This window comes from Anaerobacillus alkalidiazotrophicus, from assembly GCF_001866055.1.
The window spans coordinates 120,863-136,985 of sequence record NZ_MLQS01000001.1; the positions used below are offsets into that span (position 1 = coordinate 120,863).

The 16,123-nt window shown below is 33.8% G+C and carries 19 protein-coding genes and 1 pseudogene; 5 read left to right on the forward strand and 15 right to left on the reverse strand.

From position 1 onward, the window contains the following. A complete protein-coding gene (locus BKP45_RS00555) occupies positions 1–609 on the reverse strand; it encodes a YczE/YyaS/YitT family protein (RefSeq protein ID WP_071387926.1) in 609 nt (202 codons plus the stop codon). 101 nt (positions 610–710) lie between these two features. On the opposite strand from BKP45_RS00555, the gene BKP45_RS00560 reads away from it, so the two are divergent. Together BKP45_RS00560 and BKP45_RS00565 are read left to right on the forward strand one after the other, a co-directional pair. Continuing rightward, entirely contained in the window at positions 711–1,337 is a 627-nt protein-coding gene (locus BKP45_RS00560) for a DUF421 domain-containing protein (RefSeq protein WP_407639567.1), read from the forward strand. 108 nt (positions 1,338–1,445) lie between these two features. Continuing rightward, positions 1,446–1,853, forward strand: coding sequence for a pyridoxamine 5'-phosphate oxidase family protein (locus tag BKP45_RS00565; protein ID WP_071387928.1), 408 nt, complete (start codon positions 1,446–1,448; stop codon positions 1,851–1,853). A gap of 78 nt (positions 1,854–1,931) precedes the next feature. On the opposite strand, the gene BKP45_RS00570 is transcribed toward BKP45_RS00565, so the two are convergent. The 5 genes from BKP45_RS00570 to BKP45_RS00585 all read right to left on the reverse strand — a co-directional run bounded on the left by BKP45_RS00570 (position 1,932) and on the right by BKP45_RS00585 (position 5,100). Further along, complete coding sequence (locus tag BKP45_RS00570) at positions 1,932–2,324, reverse strand: OsmC family protein (RefSeq protein ID WP_071387929.1); 393 nt, start codon at positions 2,322–2,324, stop codon at positions 1,932–1,934. A 152-nt stretch (positions 2,325–2,476) separates the two neighbouring features. Then, positions 2,477–2,677 (reverse strand): cold-shock protein CspD, encoded by a 201-nt coding sequence (gene cspD / locus BKP45_RS00575; protein ID WP_071387930.1) that lies wholly within the window; start codon positions 2,675–2,677, stop codon positions 2,477–2,479. A 466-nt stretch (positions 2,678–3,143) separates the two neighbouring features. Further along, complete coding sequence (locus BKP45_RS00580) at positions 3,144–3,551, reverse strand: hypothetical protein (RefSeq protein WP_071387931.1); 408 nt, start codon at positions 3,549–3,551, stop codon at positions 3,144–3,146. A 516-nt stretch (positions 3,552–4,067) separates the two neighbouring features. After that, the gene (locus tag BKP45_RS21920) at positions 4,068–4,217 is read right to left on the reverse strand and encodes a hemagglutinin (protein WP_139193707.1); all 150 of its coding nucleotides are present in this window, start codon (positions 4,215–4,217) and stop codon (positions 4,068–4,070) included. A 376-nt stretch (positions 4,218–4,593) separates the two neighbouring features. Then, positions 4,594–5,100, reverse strand: a complete 507-nt coding sequence (locus BKP45_RS00585; protein WP_071387932.1) for a ferritin-like domain-containing protein — start codon at positions 5,098–5,100, stop codon at positions 4,594–4,596. A 456-nt stretch (positions 5,101–5,556) separates the two neighbouring features. Here BKP45_RS00585 and BKP45_RS00590 point away from each other — a divergent pair, with 456 nt between their 5' ends. Beyond that, a complete protein-coding gene (locus tag BKP45_RS00590; protein ID WP_071387933.1) occupies positions 5,557–5,694 on the forward strand; it encodes an FbpB family small basic protein in 138 nt (45 codons plus the stop codon). Between the two features lie 176 nt (positions 5,695–5,870). Here BKP45_RS00590 and BKP45_RS00595 read toward each other — a convergent pair whose 3' ends face one another. After that, positions 5,871–6,590, reverse strand: a complete 720-nt coding sequence (locus BKP45_RS00595) for a lysophospholipid acyltransferase family protein (RefSeq protein ID WP_071387934.1) — start codon at positions 6,588–6,590, stop codon at positions 5,871–5,873. Positions 6,591–6,723: 133 nt separating this feature from the next. Between BKP45_RS00595 and BKP45_RS00600 the strand changes: the two genes are divergently transcribed. Then, positions 6,724–6,996 (forward strand): acylphosphatase, encoded by a 273-nt coding sequence (locus BKP45_RS00600; protein ID WP_245747352.1) that lies wholly within the window; start codon positions 6,724–6,726, stop codon positions 6,994–6,996. 64 nt (positions 6,997–7,060) lie between these two features. Here BKP45_RS00600 and BKP45_RS21925 read toward each other — a convergent pair whose 3' ends face one another. The 8 genes and pseudogenes from BKP45_RS21925 to BKP45_RS00630 form a co-directional block, all read right to left on the reverse strand. After that, entirely contained in the window at positions 7,061–7,216 is a 156-nt protein-coding gene (locus BKP45_RS21925; protein ID WP_245747353.1) for a small, acid-soluble spore protein L, read from the reverse strand. 679 nt (positions 7,217–7,895) lie between these two features. Next, positions 7,896–10,499 (reverse strand): bifunctional acetaldehyde-CoA/alcohol dehydrogenase, encoded by a 2,604-nt coding sequence (gene adhE / locus BKP45_RS00605; protein WP_071387936.1) that lies wholly within the window; start codon positions 10,497–10,499, stop codon positions 7,896–7,898. 120 nt (positions 10,500–10,619) lie between these two features. Then, positions 10,620–10,847, reverse strand: coding sequence for a hypothetical protein (locus BKP45_RS00610; RefSeq protein WP_071387937.1), 228 nt, complete (start codon positions 10,845–10,847; stop codon positions 10,620–10,622). Between the two features lie 519 nt (positions 10,848–11,366). Further along, a complete protein-coding gene (gerQ, locus tag BKP45_RS21335) occupies positions 11,367–11,789 on the reverse strand; it encodes a spore coat protein GerQ (RefSeq protein ID WP_084787484.1) in 423 nt (140 codons plus the stop codon). A 21-nt stretch (positions 11,790–11,810) separates the two neighbouring features. After that, a complete protein-coding gene (locus tag BKP45_RS00620; protein ID WP_071387938.1) occupies positions 11,811–12,242 on the reverse strand; it encodes a cell wall hydrolase in 432 nt (143 codons plus the stop codon). Between the two features lie 522 nt (positions 12,243–12,764). Continuing rightward, positions 12,765–12,977, reverse strand: a complete 213-nt coding sequence (locus tag BKP45_RS21935; protein ID WP_071387939.1) for a hypothetical protein — start codon at positions 12,975–12,977, stop codon at positions 12,765–12,767. Positions 12,978–12,983: 6 nt separating this feature from the next. Further along, positions 12,984–13,085: pseudogene (locus BKP45_RS23470) on the reverse strand (YkgJ family cysteine cluster protein); the annotation flags it as partial. A gap of 633 nt (positions 13,086–13,718) precedes the next feature. Next, positions 13,719–15,608, reverse strand: coding sequence for an ABC-F family ATP-binding cassette domain-containing protein (locus tag BKP45_RS00630; RefSeq protein ID WP_071387940.1), 1,890 nt, complete (start codon positions 15,606–15,608; stop codon positions 13,719–13,721). Positions 15,609–15,762: 154 nt separating this feature from the next. On the opposite strand from BKP45_RS00630, the gene BKP45_RS00635 reads away from it, so the two are divergent. Continuing rightward, positions 15,763–16,083, forward strand: coding sequence for a DUF4870 domain-containing protein (locus tag BKP45_RS00635; RefSeq protein ID WP_071387941.1), 321 nt, complete (start codon positions 15,763–15,765; stop codon positions 16,081–16,083). Positions 16,084–16,123 lie beyond the last annotated feature (40 nt).

The window sequence follows — 16,123 nt, forward strand, 5'->3', positions numbered from 1 at the left end:
TTAATGGTACCCGTATACGATTCGTTCTACATAAGGAAAAAATAACTGTACCATCGGACCGATAGATAAAGTAACTACGATTGTCCCTACTCCAATGGGCCCACCAGCAATAAAAGCAAAAATTAATGCCGTGACTTCTCCAATTGTTTTACCTGTCATAAGGTTCACATTAAAACGTTTTTGTATTGCTACCATGAAGCCATCAATTGGTACAATCGTAAACTCCGCTTGTAAATAAGTGGCAATTCCACATCCCATTAATGTAACACCTAAACCTAATACAACAACTTGAATCAATACAGTTGTTGGAATGAAATTTGGAAAAACAAACAATAACCATAAATCAATAAAATAGCCTAAAATAAGCGCAGTAACAATTGATAAAAGATCGGGTTTTTTCATTAAAATTATTGCATTTACAAAAATTAAAATCACTCCAATTAAGATCACCCATGTCCCTACGGTAAAACCGGTTAATTGTGCTAAACCTACCGACAAAGCATCCCATGCACCAGCACCCAGTCTTGATAGAATAGTAAAACTCACTCCTAGCGATAAAATAAATAACCCAAACATAAAACTAATAAACCTTTTTATCGTTAAACTCATTTACATTCTCCTTATAAAAAATAGATTTAACTCAGAATAATTTTAAAGCATTAACAAAAACTTACTAAAAGGTAAAAAAGTACAAATTTATTTAAAAGTAGGTGATCACTTTGGATTTCCATTGGGTTTGGAAAGCCATCCTAATTGTATTGGCAGGTTCAATAATTTTACGTATAGCTGGTAGAAAATCAATTTCTCAGTTAACAGTATCACAAACCGTAATCATGATTTCAATCGGAAATCTTATGATACAACCTGTTAGCGATAGGAATATTTGGATCACCTTTCTCATTGCTCTTTTACTTGTCCTAGTATTAATTATGTTAGAGTATATCCAAACAAAATATAATAAATTTGAAAATTTCATTACCGGAAAAGCAATATTAATAATTGATAACGGAACAATTTTAGAGCATAACTTAAAAAAATTACGTTTAACTGTTGACCAATTAGAAGTTAGACTTAGACAGGTAAACGTGAAAAGATTTTCTGATGTTCAATTTGCTACAATTGAACCAAGTGGACAGATAGGATTTGTGTTAAAAGAACATACTCAAGCGGCTACAAAACAAGATCTTCAAATCTTAATTAATTATCTTCACAGTAAATTACCAGGTGACCAAATCCCACCACCTTTATTTACCGAGCCAAAACTTGAAGTTAACGAACTATTCATTGAAGTTAAGGAAAAGGGTGGAGATCAACCAAATAACGAAGATCTAAAGTAGCCACATACCTAGTATACTCGTTCTATTCAAAAAATTTTTTCTTTTAAAAGTGAATGAAAATAAATTTTGAACAAAAATTAAGGTGAATATCAGAAGGGAGTTTTAAAAATGAACCAAGACACACTAAAACAAGAAGCCATTAATATTATCGATCAAAATCATGTAGGAGTTCTTTCAACCATGCAAGAAAACAAACCCTATGCTAGATATATGATGTTTTTTCATGATGAACAACAACTTTATTCAGTGACAAATAAAGAAACACATAAAGTTGAGGAAATTAAAAATAATCCAAACGTTAATGTCCTCTTAGGATACGATGAAAATAAAACTCAATATATAGAACTTCAAGGTAGGGCAACGATTGTCGATGACAAAGAATTAAAAAAGAAATACTGGGATGAACAATTAGTGCCATGGTTAAACGGGCCAGACGATCCTGAGTACTGTTTACTCCAAATCACACCCGAACATGTTGAACTCGTTCAAGGTAATCACGAAAAAACAATTATGTAAGAAAAGTAAGCAACTGATTTTTTAGAATATAGAAAAAGCTGCCTTCCAAGCAGCTTTTTCTACTTACCACAACATTTATCATTTTTCATTAGGAACAATTTCAAATGATTCTGTAATTTCGATGCTATCAATTACTGATTGAACCATTGAACAGTTTTTTCTAGTAACCATTAAACATTTTTCAATAACTTCCTCGGATATATCCGAACCAGTTATAACAAAGTGCATATGAATTTTTTCAATTCTATCTGCTTTCTTTTCGTTTCTTTCAACTTTTGTTGTAACTGTAATATCAGAAAAAGAAACCCGTTTTTTTTCTAGAATTTTTCTTAGCACTCCACCACTACAAACAGCAATCGCTGAAACTAATAGTTGATAAGGTCGAAAACCGTATTTTTCATCGCCACACACTTGTAAATTCCCATATTCTACCTCAGTTTCAAATCCATGTTCTTTCATAAGAAATTTCATACTTTTTCACTTCCTTCATCATGTAGATCATTCTTTTTCATTGTATACATTCTAAGATCTTTCGTCATCTTTTTTCACTGTTTAGAGGCTATCTATAACTTAAAAACAGCCTTCACAATGAAATTTGTGAAGGCTGAAATAAATTATTATAATTATCGTTTAGTTACGTTAGCAGCTTGAGGGCCACGGTTACCTTCAACGATTTCAAAAGAAACTTCTTGACCTTCTTCTAAAGTCTTGAAGCCTTCATCTTGAATAGCAGAGAAGTGAACAAATACATCGTTTCCACCTTCAACTTCGATGAAACCGAAACCTTTTTCAGCGTTAAACCATTTTACTTTACCGTTTTGCATATTAAATTGCCTCCTAAAATACCATGTCTTGCACATGTATGTTTAAATTACTAAAGCGCTTGCTTTAGATCAATATAATATTAGCATAGCAATAATTAAATTGCAAAACATATGTAAAAAAATACAAACACAACTTTTTTTACCGTGAAATTTTAACAACAATAAAAAAGAAGGCAACCACGTAATGTGATTACCTTCTTAAACCATCATACACTTAACTAACTACTCAAAATTGATGCTTTTAGGGTCGTAGCGGTTTTTATCTGCCGGTAACACCTCTTTCTAGTAGGCATAATTACTTTTGAACTTCAACTACTCTGTTCAACGCTTATCACACCTCTCTTGAGATGAAGCTTCAAAAAACACTTCACTTTCCTACATCTTTATTGAATTTTAGTTGTGTATTTGGTTTTATTGAAAAGGGCTGTTGCCCTCTTCGATATTATATTGTGCAAAATAAAAAAAATCATACATCTTTTTTTTCTTCTAAATTTTCAGTTGTAATATTGGACTTGGGTTTTTGATTTTGATTACAATCCTCGTACAAACTCATTAACTCTCCTTTTGTTTCTTTAACGGCAGTTACAACTTGTAACGAACTGTTTCTTAAGTGTTTAATATTTTCAGTTATAGCCTTAATATCATGGTTAGTATCATCAATTGCTTTGGTTAATTTATTGCTCGTATTTTTTATATGATCTAGGATTTCACTTCGATTTTCATTAATGAAATTAATAAATGTTGATGTTTTTTTGGTACATGTTTTTAAACAACTACATACATTCTTTTTAGATTTAGTTGCCATTACTATCGAGCCAACAATACCACCTATAATCATAGTACGAACTAATTGTTTCTTCTTATCTTCATCCACTACCTTCTCCTCCAATCCTTTTTAACTAATAGTTATATTTTAACAATAATTAAAGATTAGAGTAAAAGGTTTTCAAAAAAATTATTAAAGCACTTCAATTTTCGTAACGAATCACATATTATACCAGATTTTCATTATAGTTGATTATAAGCTCGAAAAATCAATTGAAAGCGCAAGTCGCTTTGGTCACGAGCGATAGGCACTGGAAGGCCTTTGACAGAAGCCGCTCTTTGGCTTCTTACGTACTTCTGCGTCTTCAAGTACTGCTTCGTAGTAAGCTTCCTCGAAGCAAAGCTGCATGAAGCTAATCAACGAAGGATTTCAAGAGGTAATTGAAGTCAGTTGCTTGACTGAAGTGACCGAGCTCGTAGGCTGCCTGCGCCAGACAGTTTCCAAGTTAGAAATTTATAAAGCTGAACTTCAGTCAGTGGGGGTCTTACTTGCCCCTTAAGTGTGGGATAAATTCTGATTAAGTAAAAAAAGCTTAACAAATGTTAAGCTTTGCATTATCTATTTTTAGTTATATGCTTCTGTAAGAAATACATCTGTATCTAATTTCTCAAAGCCATTGTTTTTAGGCTTTTTCAGCTCGTTTAACTCTTTACTTAATCGCTGAATTTGTTTTTCCATTTCTTCAAGCACTTTTACATCAACTGTCACTGTCATAAGATGTCCCCCTACTTTTGCTGTGATTAAGCAACATATTGTTTTTCTAGAAAAATTTTATTTATGTGAATATTCTAATAAATTAAATCGGTTTTGTAAATAACCGATGGCCCATTAAACGTTTACATTTCTGAACATTATGTGAAATAATGTAACCAAAAGACCTGAGGATAAGTGTCAGTTTTGGGGATAACTCTGTGGATATACATGTGTATAGTGTGAATAACTTATTACTTATCCACCTATACTGTAATATTTACTGTGGGTAATTATATATAGCATTTGTTGATAACTAGCTAATTTTCGACAAGAAATTACAAAACGAAATAAACCACTATCAAAGCAACTAGTTAAAAATGAGTTTTTCTCGTTATTATTATGAAAACAAATCATGTTGATATATTGGTGATGGATATAAAGCAAAAGTTCTGTCCTTTAAGCAATTATTTATTAAGATATGGTTTAACATGGTTAAATGCCTTAATTCATCATGAATGAAGTCTGCAACTAGTTCGCGAATATATACGTACGGAGATAAGTTCCTCATTTTCTTATAAATTGACAAAATCTCTAATTTCTGAAAATATAAGCCCTCAATTCCGGCAATATATGACTCTGGTATCTCAAATTGTGGAGGATCACCTTCAGCCTTTTTCCCCGTTAATGAAAAGTAGATCTTTTTTAACTCATTAAAATGTTCCCGTTCATCTTCTAACATTGATTGTAATAACTTCTCGTCTCTTTGATCTTGTGCAATAACTTTCAGGTAATCAAATGTTAGTTCAGTAATCGCTTCATGTCTTACAACTTCAATAATTAATGTAAGTAATATTGAAATATCCTGAGAAGTAGTACCCCTAAGAAAATAATTTTGATAATACATATTTCACACTCCATTTGCTTCTTTGCTTGCTCCTAATTTTTTTAGAACTTAGATGGTTAAATACACTTTTATATACATTATGTAACTTTAAAAATTAGGTGAATAAATATTTTTCGTTAATGAGTGCATTCCATTATTACCAAAAATGAACCACATAAAGCTGTACTCAATCAGTGAGGTTTCCTTCATCCCCACTGATGTTAGTTTAACTTAATAACACAGGCATAACTAATCATCCGTTTTCACTGATAAAAGTTATTCTATCTCTGGGTTCAATTCATAAAATTTATTTCAACTGCAAAAACCACCATCTTTACTATAACAAGCTTAAATTAATTTATCTTCGGCAGATAAGATACAGATAATTCGAAAAATTGTAACAAAATAAAGCGTTTTCATATCTAGAAAACGTTATAATCAAAGTAATAAATAAACTACTTAAAAAGGAAGATGTTGATGAGGAAAATCTTCAGTAAAACATTTGAAGAACTTGTAGAAGAAAATAAAAAGCAGTTATTAAGTGATCCAGAAGCTTTAAAAAAAATTGAGACAAAACTAGAACAAAAACATATGGAGTATTCCCAAAGCAAATAAAAGGGGCTGACAATTGTCAGCTCCTTTCTTTCAATAATATTAGGAACAATGAATTTCATAATTGTATTTTTCGCTTCTATGATACTAACTGTTGTTGGATAAAGAGCATTTCGTTAATTTTATGTAGCTCCATTTAGGTAATTATGAAATTCACTCAACTAAAAAATAATTATTTATTATTTTTCTAACGTCTTAAAAATTAATTGTTCAACTTCTGATGCGAACTCCTTTAAATCTTTATTCATGTAATCTTTCGGTTGTATTTCCGGTAATATCGTTACTGTTACATCAGCTGGTTTAATAATAAAACCATTTTTCTCCATAATTTTGAAAGAACCGTTAATGGCTACAGGAACAATCGAAGCTTCTGCTTTTTGTGCTAATTTAAAACTACCAGATTTAAATGGATTTTTCTTTATCCCTTTACTTCTTGTCCCTTCAGGAAAAATTACAATATTCGATCCATTTTTAATATTTTCAGCACCTTGATTTATAGCTCTAATTCCTTGACGTCGATCTTTCCGATCAATGAAAACACAATTCATATAAAACATCCAATCCCTAATGATTGGCATCTTTTTCACTTCAACCTTTGAAATAAAACCTAATGGGCGCTCAAGAAATCCTAATAAAATAGGAATATCGAAATTCCCTTGATGGTTACTTACAATGACAAATGAATTTTTCTCAGGTAAATTCCCTTTTCCATTGACACGAATAGTCGATCCACTTAATCTCACAAGTTTCTTCGCCCAATTACTTGAGATTTTAAACACAAGTTCGTTCATTTGTTCAGTTTGTCCGGCTTTTTGTAATTTTTTTACCTTTAAAAGGGATGGGTACGTAATAATTAAATAATACCAAAAATAAATAAACCATATAATTGTTCGAAACATAATAATAATCCTCCAAAGTTCTAGTAATCTCCACTTTATTATACTAGTTTAGTTATTTTTTTACATATTAAATTTTGATTAGAAGTGAGGATTTTATTACAATAATCAAAAGCGGCAAAGGAGGATGAGAATATTGAAAAGTTTATCAATAATAGTCCATGGTAAAGTACAAGGCGTTGGATTTCGTTACTTTGCGTTGCAATTAGCCTTAGAAAATGAAATTACAGGATGGGTAAAGAATATGGATGATGGTGGTGTTGAAATTGAAGCAGTTGGTGATGAACACCAACTTGAAAAGTTTATTTTTAACTTAAGAAAAGGAAATCGTTTTATCAAAGTTGAAAATCTACAATTTAATGATATAACTGTAAAAAAGCCACATAAATCCTTTAAAGTTAAATATTAATACCATTTAAAGTCTGGCTCAAATCTTCCGAAAAGTTGATTGAGCCAGACTTTCATACTTCTTGTTACTTCGTATTTTTCTTTTTGGCTACCACTGCTTCTTTACTTAAAGGTTCAGTAGAAAATTCATGGTCTGGTGAAACTCCCATTGGATTAACACTTCTCTCTCCCATTACTTGTGGGTCCTTGTTTCCTCTTGTTGGTCTTGGTGTTCTTGCCACTGTCATCACCTCCTAAACATTCATAACATTCCCATCTATTTTCAGATTATGATTTACGAATGCTTTGTAACTTTTTTATAGCAAGAAAAGCGCAAGCGCCTTGGTCACGAGCAGCTGCTCCTGTGCCACTCCGTTTGCTCAAGAGCAATTGTTTTCCGTACGACGAGTAATCGCAGGAGCAAAGCAGCTTCGAAGTAATCCAAGCAGTAGCTTCACTGGGGCGGCCTTTGACAGAAGCCGCTCTTTGGCTGCTTACGTGCTTCTGCGTCTTCAAGTACTGCTTCGTAGTAAGCTTCCTCGAAGCAGTGTTTTGTGCGACGAGTAACCGCAGGAGCAATTGTTTTCCGTGCGACGAGTAACCGCAGGAGCAAAGCTGCATGAAGCTAATCAACGAAGAATTTCAAGAGGTAATTGAAGTTAGTTGCTTGACTGAAGTGACCGAGCTCGTAGGCTGCTTGCGCTAGACAGTTTCCAAATTAGAAATTTATAAATTCTGATTATGTTAGAAAAAACTTGGCAAAACCAAAGCCTTTGGGCGCCGGCTGAGCCTTAGTTGCACTTATACTTAAAGACTTTAAATTTTTAACATCGTCGATAAGCTACTTTGCTAAAAATTTATACTTTCGCTCAACGTATAAAGAAAAGGACTGTCACTAGGACAGTCCTTTATTTAAATCTATTAAACACCTTTATATGCTTGCTTGTAGATCTCTGCTAATTCAGTTACAAGAGGAAGTTTCGGATTAGCCGTTGTACATTGGTCTTCAAAAGCACGGTCAGCTAAAACATCTACTTTTGCATCAAAGTCTTTCTTATTGATACCGCAAGCTTCAACACTCATTGGAATTTCTAACTCTTTTGCTAATTTAATGATTGCTTGAACTAGGCTTTCAACACCTTCTTCAGTTGTCTTAGCAGGTAATCCTAGAACTCTTGCAATCTCTGCATAACGTACGTCAGCTTTAAAGTGCTCATACTTAGGGAATGCAGTAAATTTCTTAGGTTTTGTTGCATTGTAACGAATTACATGCGGCATTAAGATTGTATTAGCACGTCCATGTGGAATGTGGAACTCAGCACCTAGTTTATGCGCTAAACTATGGTTAATTCCTAAGAATGCATTTGCAAACGCCATACCTGCAATTGTTGATGCATTATGAACTTTTTCACGTGCAAGTTCATCGTTACCATTACGGTAAGCTCTTGGTAGGTATTCAAATACTAATTGAATTGCTTTAATAGCTAAACCATCTGTAAAATCATTTGCTAAAGCAGATACGTAAGCTTCAATCGCATGCGTTAGTACGTCCATACCAGTGTCAGCAGTAACACCTTTTGGTACTGTCATAACAAATTGCGGATCAATAATAGCTACGTCTGGAGTTAATTCATAATCAGCTAATGGGTACTTTTCATTATTTGCCTTATCTGTGATAACTGAGAATGAAGTTACTTCTGAACCTGTTCCAGATGTTGTTGGAATAGCTACAAATTGAGCTTTTTGACCTAATTTAGGATATTTCACAACACGTTTACGAATATCTAAGAATTTTTGCTTTAAGCCATGGAAGTCTGCATCTGGATGCTCATAGAATACCCACATACCTTTGGCTGCGTCCATTGCTGAACCACCACCTAAGGCAATGATACAATCCGGTTGGAAATTAGCCATCATTTCTGCTCCAGCCATTACTGTATCAAAAGATGGATCAGGCTCAACATTTGAGAAAACTTCAACTTGAACGTAGTCAGGGCGTTGTCTTAAATAGTAAGTTAATTTTTCAACATATCCTAGTTTAACCATCATTGGATCTGTTACAATTAATGCTTTTGTGATATTAGGCATTTTTGCTAAATATTGAGTCGAATGCTTGTAAAAGAAAATTTTTGGTGGAACTTTAAACCATTGCATATTAACATTCCTTTTCGCGAGACGTTTAATATTTAATAGATGAACAGTACTTACATTTTGTGAAACAGAGTTTTTACCGTATGAACCACAACCTAATGTTAGTGATGGTAAAAACGCATTGTAAATGTCACCAATTGCACCTTGAGATGATGGAGCATTTGCTATAATACGACAAGCTCTCATTCTAAGTCCATATTTTTTGAGAACTTCATCATCATTTGAGTGGATAACTGCAGAGTGCCCTAATCCACCGAACTCTAGCATTTCTTCTGCACGTTTGAAACCTTCTTCTGTAGAGTTAACTTTATAGCAAGCTAATACTGGGCTTAATTTTTCTCTTGAAAGTGGGTGATCTGGTCCTACTCCTGTTAATTCCGCAACAAGGATTTTTGTATACTCAGGAACATTTACACCTGCTTTTTTAGCAATTTCAAATGCTGGTTTACCTACGATTTCAGCGTTAACTGCGCAAGCTTTTTCATTGATTACTAGCTTTTCTACTTTAGCCTTTTCTTCTGCATTTAAGAAGTAGCAGTTATTAGCAATCATTTCGTTTTTAACTTCTTCATAAATTTCTTTGTCAATGATAACCGCTTGTTCAGAAGCACAAATCATACCATTATCAAATGATTTAGAAAGGATTAAATCATTAACTGCACGTTTGACAGTAGCTGTTTTCTCAATATAACAAGGAACGTTACCAGGTCCTACACCTAATGCAGGTTTCCCTGTGCTATAAGCAGACTTAACCATTCCAGCTCCACCTGTAGCAAGTACTAATGCAGTACCAGCATGGTTCATTAATTGTTGTGTTGCATCAATTGACGGTGCATCAATCCATTGAACGCAATCCTTTGGTGCACCAGCTTTTACCGCTGCATCACGAACAATGCGAGCTGCTTCACTACTACATTTTTGTGCAGATGGGTGGAAAGCAAAGATAATTGGGTTTCTTGTTTTAACTGCAATCATTGCTTTGAACATCGTTGTAGACGTTGGGTTTGTTACAGGTGTTACCCCTGCCACTACCCCTACAGGCTCAGCAATTTGAATTAAACCATTATTTGGGTTATCGTCAATGACCCCAACAGTTTTATCATACTTAATGTTGTTGTACACATACTCAGTAGCAAAAATGTTTTTAATAATTTTATCTTCGTAAATACCACGGCCTGTTTCCTCAACAGCAAGTTTTGCTAGTGGCATATGTTGATCAAGACCAGCTAAAGCCATTGCTTTAACAATCTTATCGATTGCTTCTTGGTCTAAGTTTAGAAATTCTTCTAATGCCTTCTGACCATTTTCCACAAGCTTGTTAATCATTGTTGTAACATCATTCTGTTTTTCCACTTCTTTTTCTACAATTCCCATGAATAAATCCTCCTTAAAATAAATCCTTAATTAATTGTGAAGTGATGAGCATTTTTTATTTTAAAAAAATTACTTAAAACAAATTTATGTGAAGCAATGAGCAAGTTATTTTAAAAAAAATTACTCACACACTGGATTTCTTTGAATTTTTGTTATTGAAATATCATTGTACATTCTTGAATTCTTTTTTATTATACAAACATAGTTAGATGTCCATATATATGAAGGAAAATCCTTACCATCTTCAAAGAGCATTGCATCAAATTCGTCTTCAACAAGTTCTTCAAACATCTCTTGTGTGTATGTCTCAGTATCAGTTGAAAACTCTTTCCATTCGCATAAAATCATTTGTTATCAGCTCCTTTTGCTTTCTTGAGTTTATTGTAGCATAAAAAACTTTGTGAAACAGTGAACAAACTTTGTCTGTTTTTAAAACGCTTCCATCGTTGATATTAAAAGGTTTTATTTTCTCACTAAAAATTTTTTGCTAGTTTTCACAAAATTCGCTTTTTTTTCACTTGATTTTTCATATGATTCTAGCAAGCTACCACATGGTTAATATTGCTTCTAAATACATAAGCACACAAACCAGCTTGAAATTATTTATGCTTCACAGAAAACCTACATAATTGCCTTGCTTATTGATGTAAAAGAACCAATCTGTCCGTGAGTAAGGTTGTGAAGTAGTTGTGCGAAGAATAACCGTAGAAGCAAAGCACAATGATCCATTTAGATATTTATTTTATGTAGTAATTGAAGTCCGTAGCTTGTCTAATAGTAAATTTAACCGTAGGTAATGGAACTATCTAGTAAAATTAAAAACGCTAGATATTGAAATCCAGCGTTTTTTTGTGTTATCTAAATATACTATCTAAACGGATAGTCGTATTCAATTTCTTCATCGAACTCCACATAATTCAAGTAAACCATAAGTAATAAATAACGCTGGCCTGTTTGAGGATCGCTTAATATTATATGATCTCTTCCGGCAGCTTCAATAATACCTTCAAACATTTGCTGTCTGTCTTCAGGTGCTCTACCGTCAAACGTCATATAAACTCTAGCAATTTTCCCTCGATTTAGGCGAAGAATATTTTCAATATAAGACATCTCTAATGGTAACATTCCTTCTACAGGAACTTGAGGTAATGTATGCATAGGAATTCGTCTAGTACTTTGACTTGTGCAACTTCCTGTAGGAGGATATTGATTTTGAGTTACGTAAGGGGAAACAATTTGATTATTTGTTGGCAATTGATAACTATTATTTTGGTTTGGTTGATAATACATAAGAACATCTCCAATCTTAATTTAGAATACGGAATAAACTTCTGGACATTCACTAGCTAGAGGTGTATAAAAACAATGTTCTTTATACCTTCCAGAGTTCCATTGTCCCCACCATTGCGCAGGACATGGTCCATCTGGTCTAAAGAACCATAATGAGAATTCAGCTGGATGATGACGTTCCCCTTTAATTAACCTATCTACTAAACGCAATTCATGTTCTCGCGCTGGTTGATAAAAGTAACCATGAAGGACCGCCTCAAATCCTCCTGGTGATTGAAATGTCATTTCCGGTACTGTTCTAATATGAACAAAATCAAGACATGTTGAACGAACACGATTAACCATAACATTACCCGCTTTAAGCATCCCTAAATCGCCTTCACCTTCAGCCTCGGCTCGTATTAGCCTTGCCAACATTTCGCGATCTTTTTGATTTACTTTAATGACTGCCATCTATTCACCCCACTTATCAAGTTCATATATAAAATATAGGGTTTTATCTAATTTTGTGCTTATTTTTTTGAAAAATGGGCTAAATCAAAGAAAAGCTACCTCTTTATGGATTTAACCGATTGAAGTAGCTTTGTTAGCTATAAAGCTGAGCTTCAATCAGTGGGGGTTTTCCTTCATCCCCCACTGATTGTTAGTTCAACTTATACCACGGGCATAAGAATAACTAATCATCAGCTTCACTGATGAAAGTTATTCTATATCGAACCTTTAGGGGCAGTTTATCCCCCACCTAAACTTCTCGATTTTCTTAAGTTTTGAGGTGGGGGTCTTACTTGTCCCTTAAGAGTGGGATAAAGTTTTATTCCTGTATTCAATAGACCATTATTATGACTTCGTTGCACACATCCCAATAAAATTTAAAGTAAATCAATACAAGTTTCTCTTGATCTTTAGGCAGTTGTACCGCACCTAAAACTTATCTAGTATGAGGCAGGGCCCATAAAAAAACTTGACTACCTTTCACTACATTTGCAATAACTCTTTTTGGAACAAGGGTAAGTAGTTAGCTTCATAAACATCGTCAGGAAAAATAATAGGGTCATTCTCGTTATCTACTATAGTCTCTTCGATTGTATTAACTACTGCATAAATATAGTATTCATATAAAAATTCATAGCTAAACACTTCCTCAGGAATATAATTATCAGCACAAACTTGTGGATTGCAATAATTCAAGTACGTCCTACAAGGTATTGGACGTTCGTCATAGCTTTTACATGTATTTGTTTTTTTACCCAAGAATGGACATGGGACTTTCTTAGTTTTGATCTGTTTGAAAATCAATACTAGAGACGGCTTCCAATTCTTTACTTTGATAATAGTTTTCTAGATGGCGATGAGGTCATGTCTTTCCTTTTCTGGCAGTTGCTCTATATGTTGCAGGATAAGCTTAGCTTCCATCTTTGGAACAATAATGGAAAATAACAACTATTTACTTTCCAGTTATCGGACAGGCACCGCACCTCTTTTTTTTCATAATATATATGAGGAGGAGACACCCACATGCCATTTGAATTATATAGGGAGGTTATTATATTAAAGGGTAGCTCATATATCCTTCATTTATAGCCTCCTGAATGCTCTATGTACCAGAATAAGAGTAGATCGACTTTCCCTTTTCGCAGTTCATAGGAAGTATTTACAATTTAAGACAAGCCCATCCTGTTACAAGATTTTATTTAGAAACATTTAAATTGAGTAAATATATCCGGTTTAAATGAATCATTTTTTTATACAATTTAGAGAACTAACGTTACGTTCTCTCATTAGTATCAGAAATGATAAAGAGAATGAAACTCTTTTATTTTTATGGAACGAGATGTAAGACTTTTTCAATAAGCTTCAGTTTAATTAGGATACGCGCTAATGATTGCCAAAAGGGACCTAACCTCAGTTAGATCCCTACCCTACAAAATATCAACTATTCTCAATCTCTTCAACTAACAATGACAGCTCTTCCCACCGTTCCATCGCTAATTCTAGTTCAACTTCTACGTCTTTTTGTTTTGCAAACAATTCATTAATACGTCCAATGTCACTGCCTGCTTCAACAATTTCCGCTTCTAAATTTGATTTCTTTTCTTCTAAAGCAGCAATGCGGTCTTCGATAGTATCCCAATCTTGTTGGTCTTTATAGGATAACTTTTTCTTTCGTTCTTTCCGTGGTTGCTCCTGTTTTGTCACCTGTTGAACTGCTGAAACCATTTCTTGTCGTTCTTTTTCCTTCTCCATGTATTCAGAATAACTTCCTTGAAAACGACTTATAGTCCCATTATTAAATACGAGCAAACGATCCACTACTCTATCTAAGAAATAGCGATCATGTGAAACCGTAATTACTACTCCAGGGAACCCTTCTAAATAGTCTTCCAAAATACTTAATGTTTGAATATCTAGGTCATTTGTAGGTTCATCTAGAAACAATACGTTAGGCTCAGTCATTAATATTTTTAACAAATAAAGACGACGGCGCTCTCCGCCTGATAAACGACGAATATACGTCCATTGCATCGCTCTTGAAAATAAAAATCGTTCAAGCATTTGCTCTGCTGTAATAGTTTGACCATTTGAAGTATGAACAACCTCAGCAATTTCTTTAATGTATTCAACAACACGTAAATCACCATTCATCTCTTCGTCACCTTGAGTATAGTAACCAATCTTTACTGTTTCTCCTACTTCAAGCGTCCCACTATCAGGCTCCAAACGTCCAGCAAGAATATTTAATAACGTCGATTTACCACTCCCATTTGGACCAATGATACCGAGCCTCTCTCCAGGTACAACTAAATAACTAAAATCATTAATAAGATTCGAACTCCCAAATGCTTTAGCTATTCTCTCGACTTCAATAACTTTGTCTCCAAGACGCTTCGAACCAATTGAAAATTCAACATTTTGTTTAGCCACAGGTCCTTTTTGTTCCTTCAGTTCTTCGACTCGATGAATTCTTGCTTTTTGCTTTGTTGTTCGAGCCTTTGCACCACGGCGTAGCCATGCCAATTCTCTCCGTAACGTATTTTGGCGTTTTTCTTCATTTTGTTCCTCAATAATTTCTCGTTCAGCTTTCTTTTCTAAAAAGACCTCATAGTTTCCTTCGTACGTATATAATTTCCCAAGATCTAATTCAAAAATTTGATTCGTGACTCGGTTTAAAAAATAACGGTCATGGGTAACTAACAGCATTGCACCCTTATACTGAGATAAAAAAACTTCCAACCATTCAATCGTTTCATTATCTAAGTGGTTTGTCGGTTCGTCTAATATTAGGAGATCAGCCTTTTGTATAAGTGCTTTTGCGATCGCAACACGTTTTTTTTGACCACCCGATAAAAGTGCAACGGATTTAGAAAAGTCGGTAATCCCTAGTCTAGTTAAAACCGTCTTTGCAACGGTATTTGCCTCCCAAGCTTCTAATTCATCCATCTTTTGTTGCTTTTGTAAAAGTCGCATTTGCAACTTTTCACTCTCTGGTTCTTTTTCTAACTCGGCAATAGCTGCCTCATATTCCCGCATCGCAACCATAATTGCTGAATCTCCAAAATAAATTTGTTCCAATACAGTTAGCGAATGATCTAATTCTGGTTGTTGCGGTAAATATTCGATATGAAATTGATTAGCATGTGTGATCTTACCTTTGTCGTATGACTCAATTCCAGCTAATATCTTTAATAGGGTTGATTTCCCTGTTCCGTTTACTCCTATAAGACCAATTCGATCTCTTGATGAAATTGTAAAAGAAAGATCATCAAACAACGTTTTATCTCCATATGTTTTATGTAAATTCTCTACTGAAAGAATACTCATGAAACCATCCTTATCTATTCCGTATATTAATCTAAATACAATAGTTCTATTATAGCAAATCTACATTATAAATGATGAGTAAGCAAAAGTATTTTAAAGAAAAAAGGTACATTAACTTATTTTATGAATAAAAATAGGTTAAGGAGGTGATTTAATGGTGGAAAAAGATGAGCGTACGTTAGCCATGCTGATTTACCTTATTAGCTTTTTCACAGCATTTATTGGCCCACTCCTCATTTGGTTATTAAAAAAAGACGAGTCACAATTTATCGATCACCACGGTAGAGAGTACTTTAATTTCTTAATTTCGTTTACGGTTTACTCAATTGTTAGTGCGATATTAATCATTATCGTTATTGGTGCTTTTCTTCTAGCCATTGTCGCAATTGGTGCATTTATATTGACTATTGTAGCTGCAATTAAGGCATATGAAGGGGATTACTATCGTTTTCCATTTATCTTCAGAATATTATAAGGGTTACATTACTAGGCTAATTAGAACCTTTCGTTTACTT

Bases quoted from the DNA above. Each gene is read 5' to 3' on its own strand.
- BKP45_RS00635 (WP_071387941.1), top strand. From the start codon at position 15,763: ATGGTGGAAAAAGATGAGCGTACGTTAGCCATGCTGATTTACCTTATT.
- BKP45_RS00590 (WP_071387933.1), top strand. From the start codon at position 5,557: ATGAGGAAAATCTTCAGTAAAACATTTGAAGAACTTGTAGAAGAAAAT.
- BKP45_RS00565 (WP_071387928.1), top strand. From the start codon at position 1,446: ATGAACCAAGACACACTAAAACAAGAAGCCATTAATATTATCGATCAA.
- gerQ (WP_084787484.1), bottom strand. From the start codon at position 11,789: ATGTATTATCAACCAAACCAAAATAATAGTTATCAATTGCCAACAAAT.
- BKP45_RS00610 (WP_071387937.1), bottom strand. From the start codon at position 10,847: ATGATTTTATGCGAATGGAAAGAGTTTTCAACTGATACTGAGACATAC.
- adhE (WP_071387936.1), bottom strand. From the start codon at position 10,499: ATGGGAATTGTAGAAAAAGAAGTGGAAAAACAGAATGATGTTACAACA.
- cspD (WP_071387930.1), bottom strand. From the start codon at position 2,677: ATGCAAAACGGTAAAGTAAAATGGTTTAACGCTGAAAAAGGTTTCGGT.
- BKP45_RS21920 (WP_139193707.1), bottom strand. From the start codon at position 4,217: ATGACAGTGACAGTTGATGTAAAAGTGCTTGAAGAAATGGAAAAACAA.
- BKP45_RS00570 (WP_071387929.1), bottom strand. From the start codon at position 2,324: ATGAAATTTCTTATGAAAGAACATGGATTTGAAACTGAGGTAGAATAT.
- BKP45_RS00555 (WP_071387926.1), bottom strand. From the start codon at position 609: ATGAGTTTAACGATAAAAAGGTTTATTAGTTTTATGTTTGGGTTATTT.
- BKP45_RS00620 (WP_071387938.1), bottom strand. From the start codon at position 12,242: ATGGCAGTCATTAAAGTAAATCAAAAAGATCGCGAAATGTTGGCAAGG.
- BKP45_RS00585 (WP_071387932.1), bottom strand. From the start codon at position 5,100: ATGTATTATCAAAATTATTTTCTTAGGGGTACTACTTCTCAGGATATT.
- BKP45_RS00595 (WP_071387934.1), bottom strand. From the start codon at position 6,590: ATGTTTCGAACAATTATATGGTTTATTTATTTTTGGTATTATTTAATT.
- BKP45_RS00630 (WP_071387940.1), bottom strand. From the start codon at position 15,608: ATGAGTATTCTTTCAGTAGAGAATTTACATAAAACATATGGAGATAAA.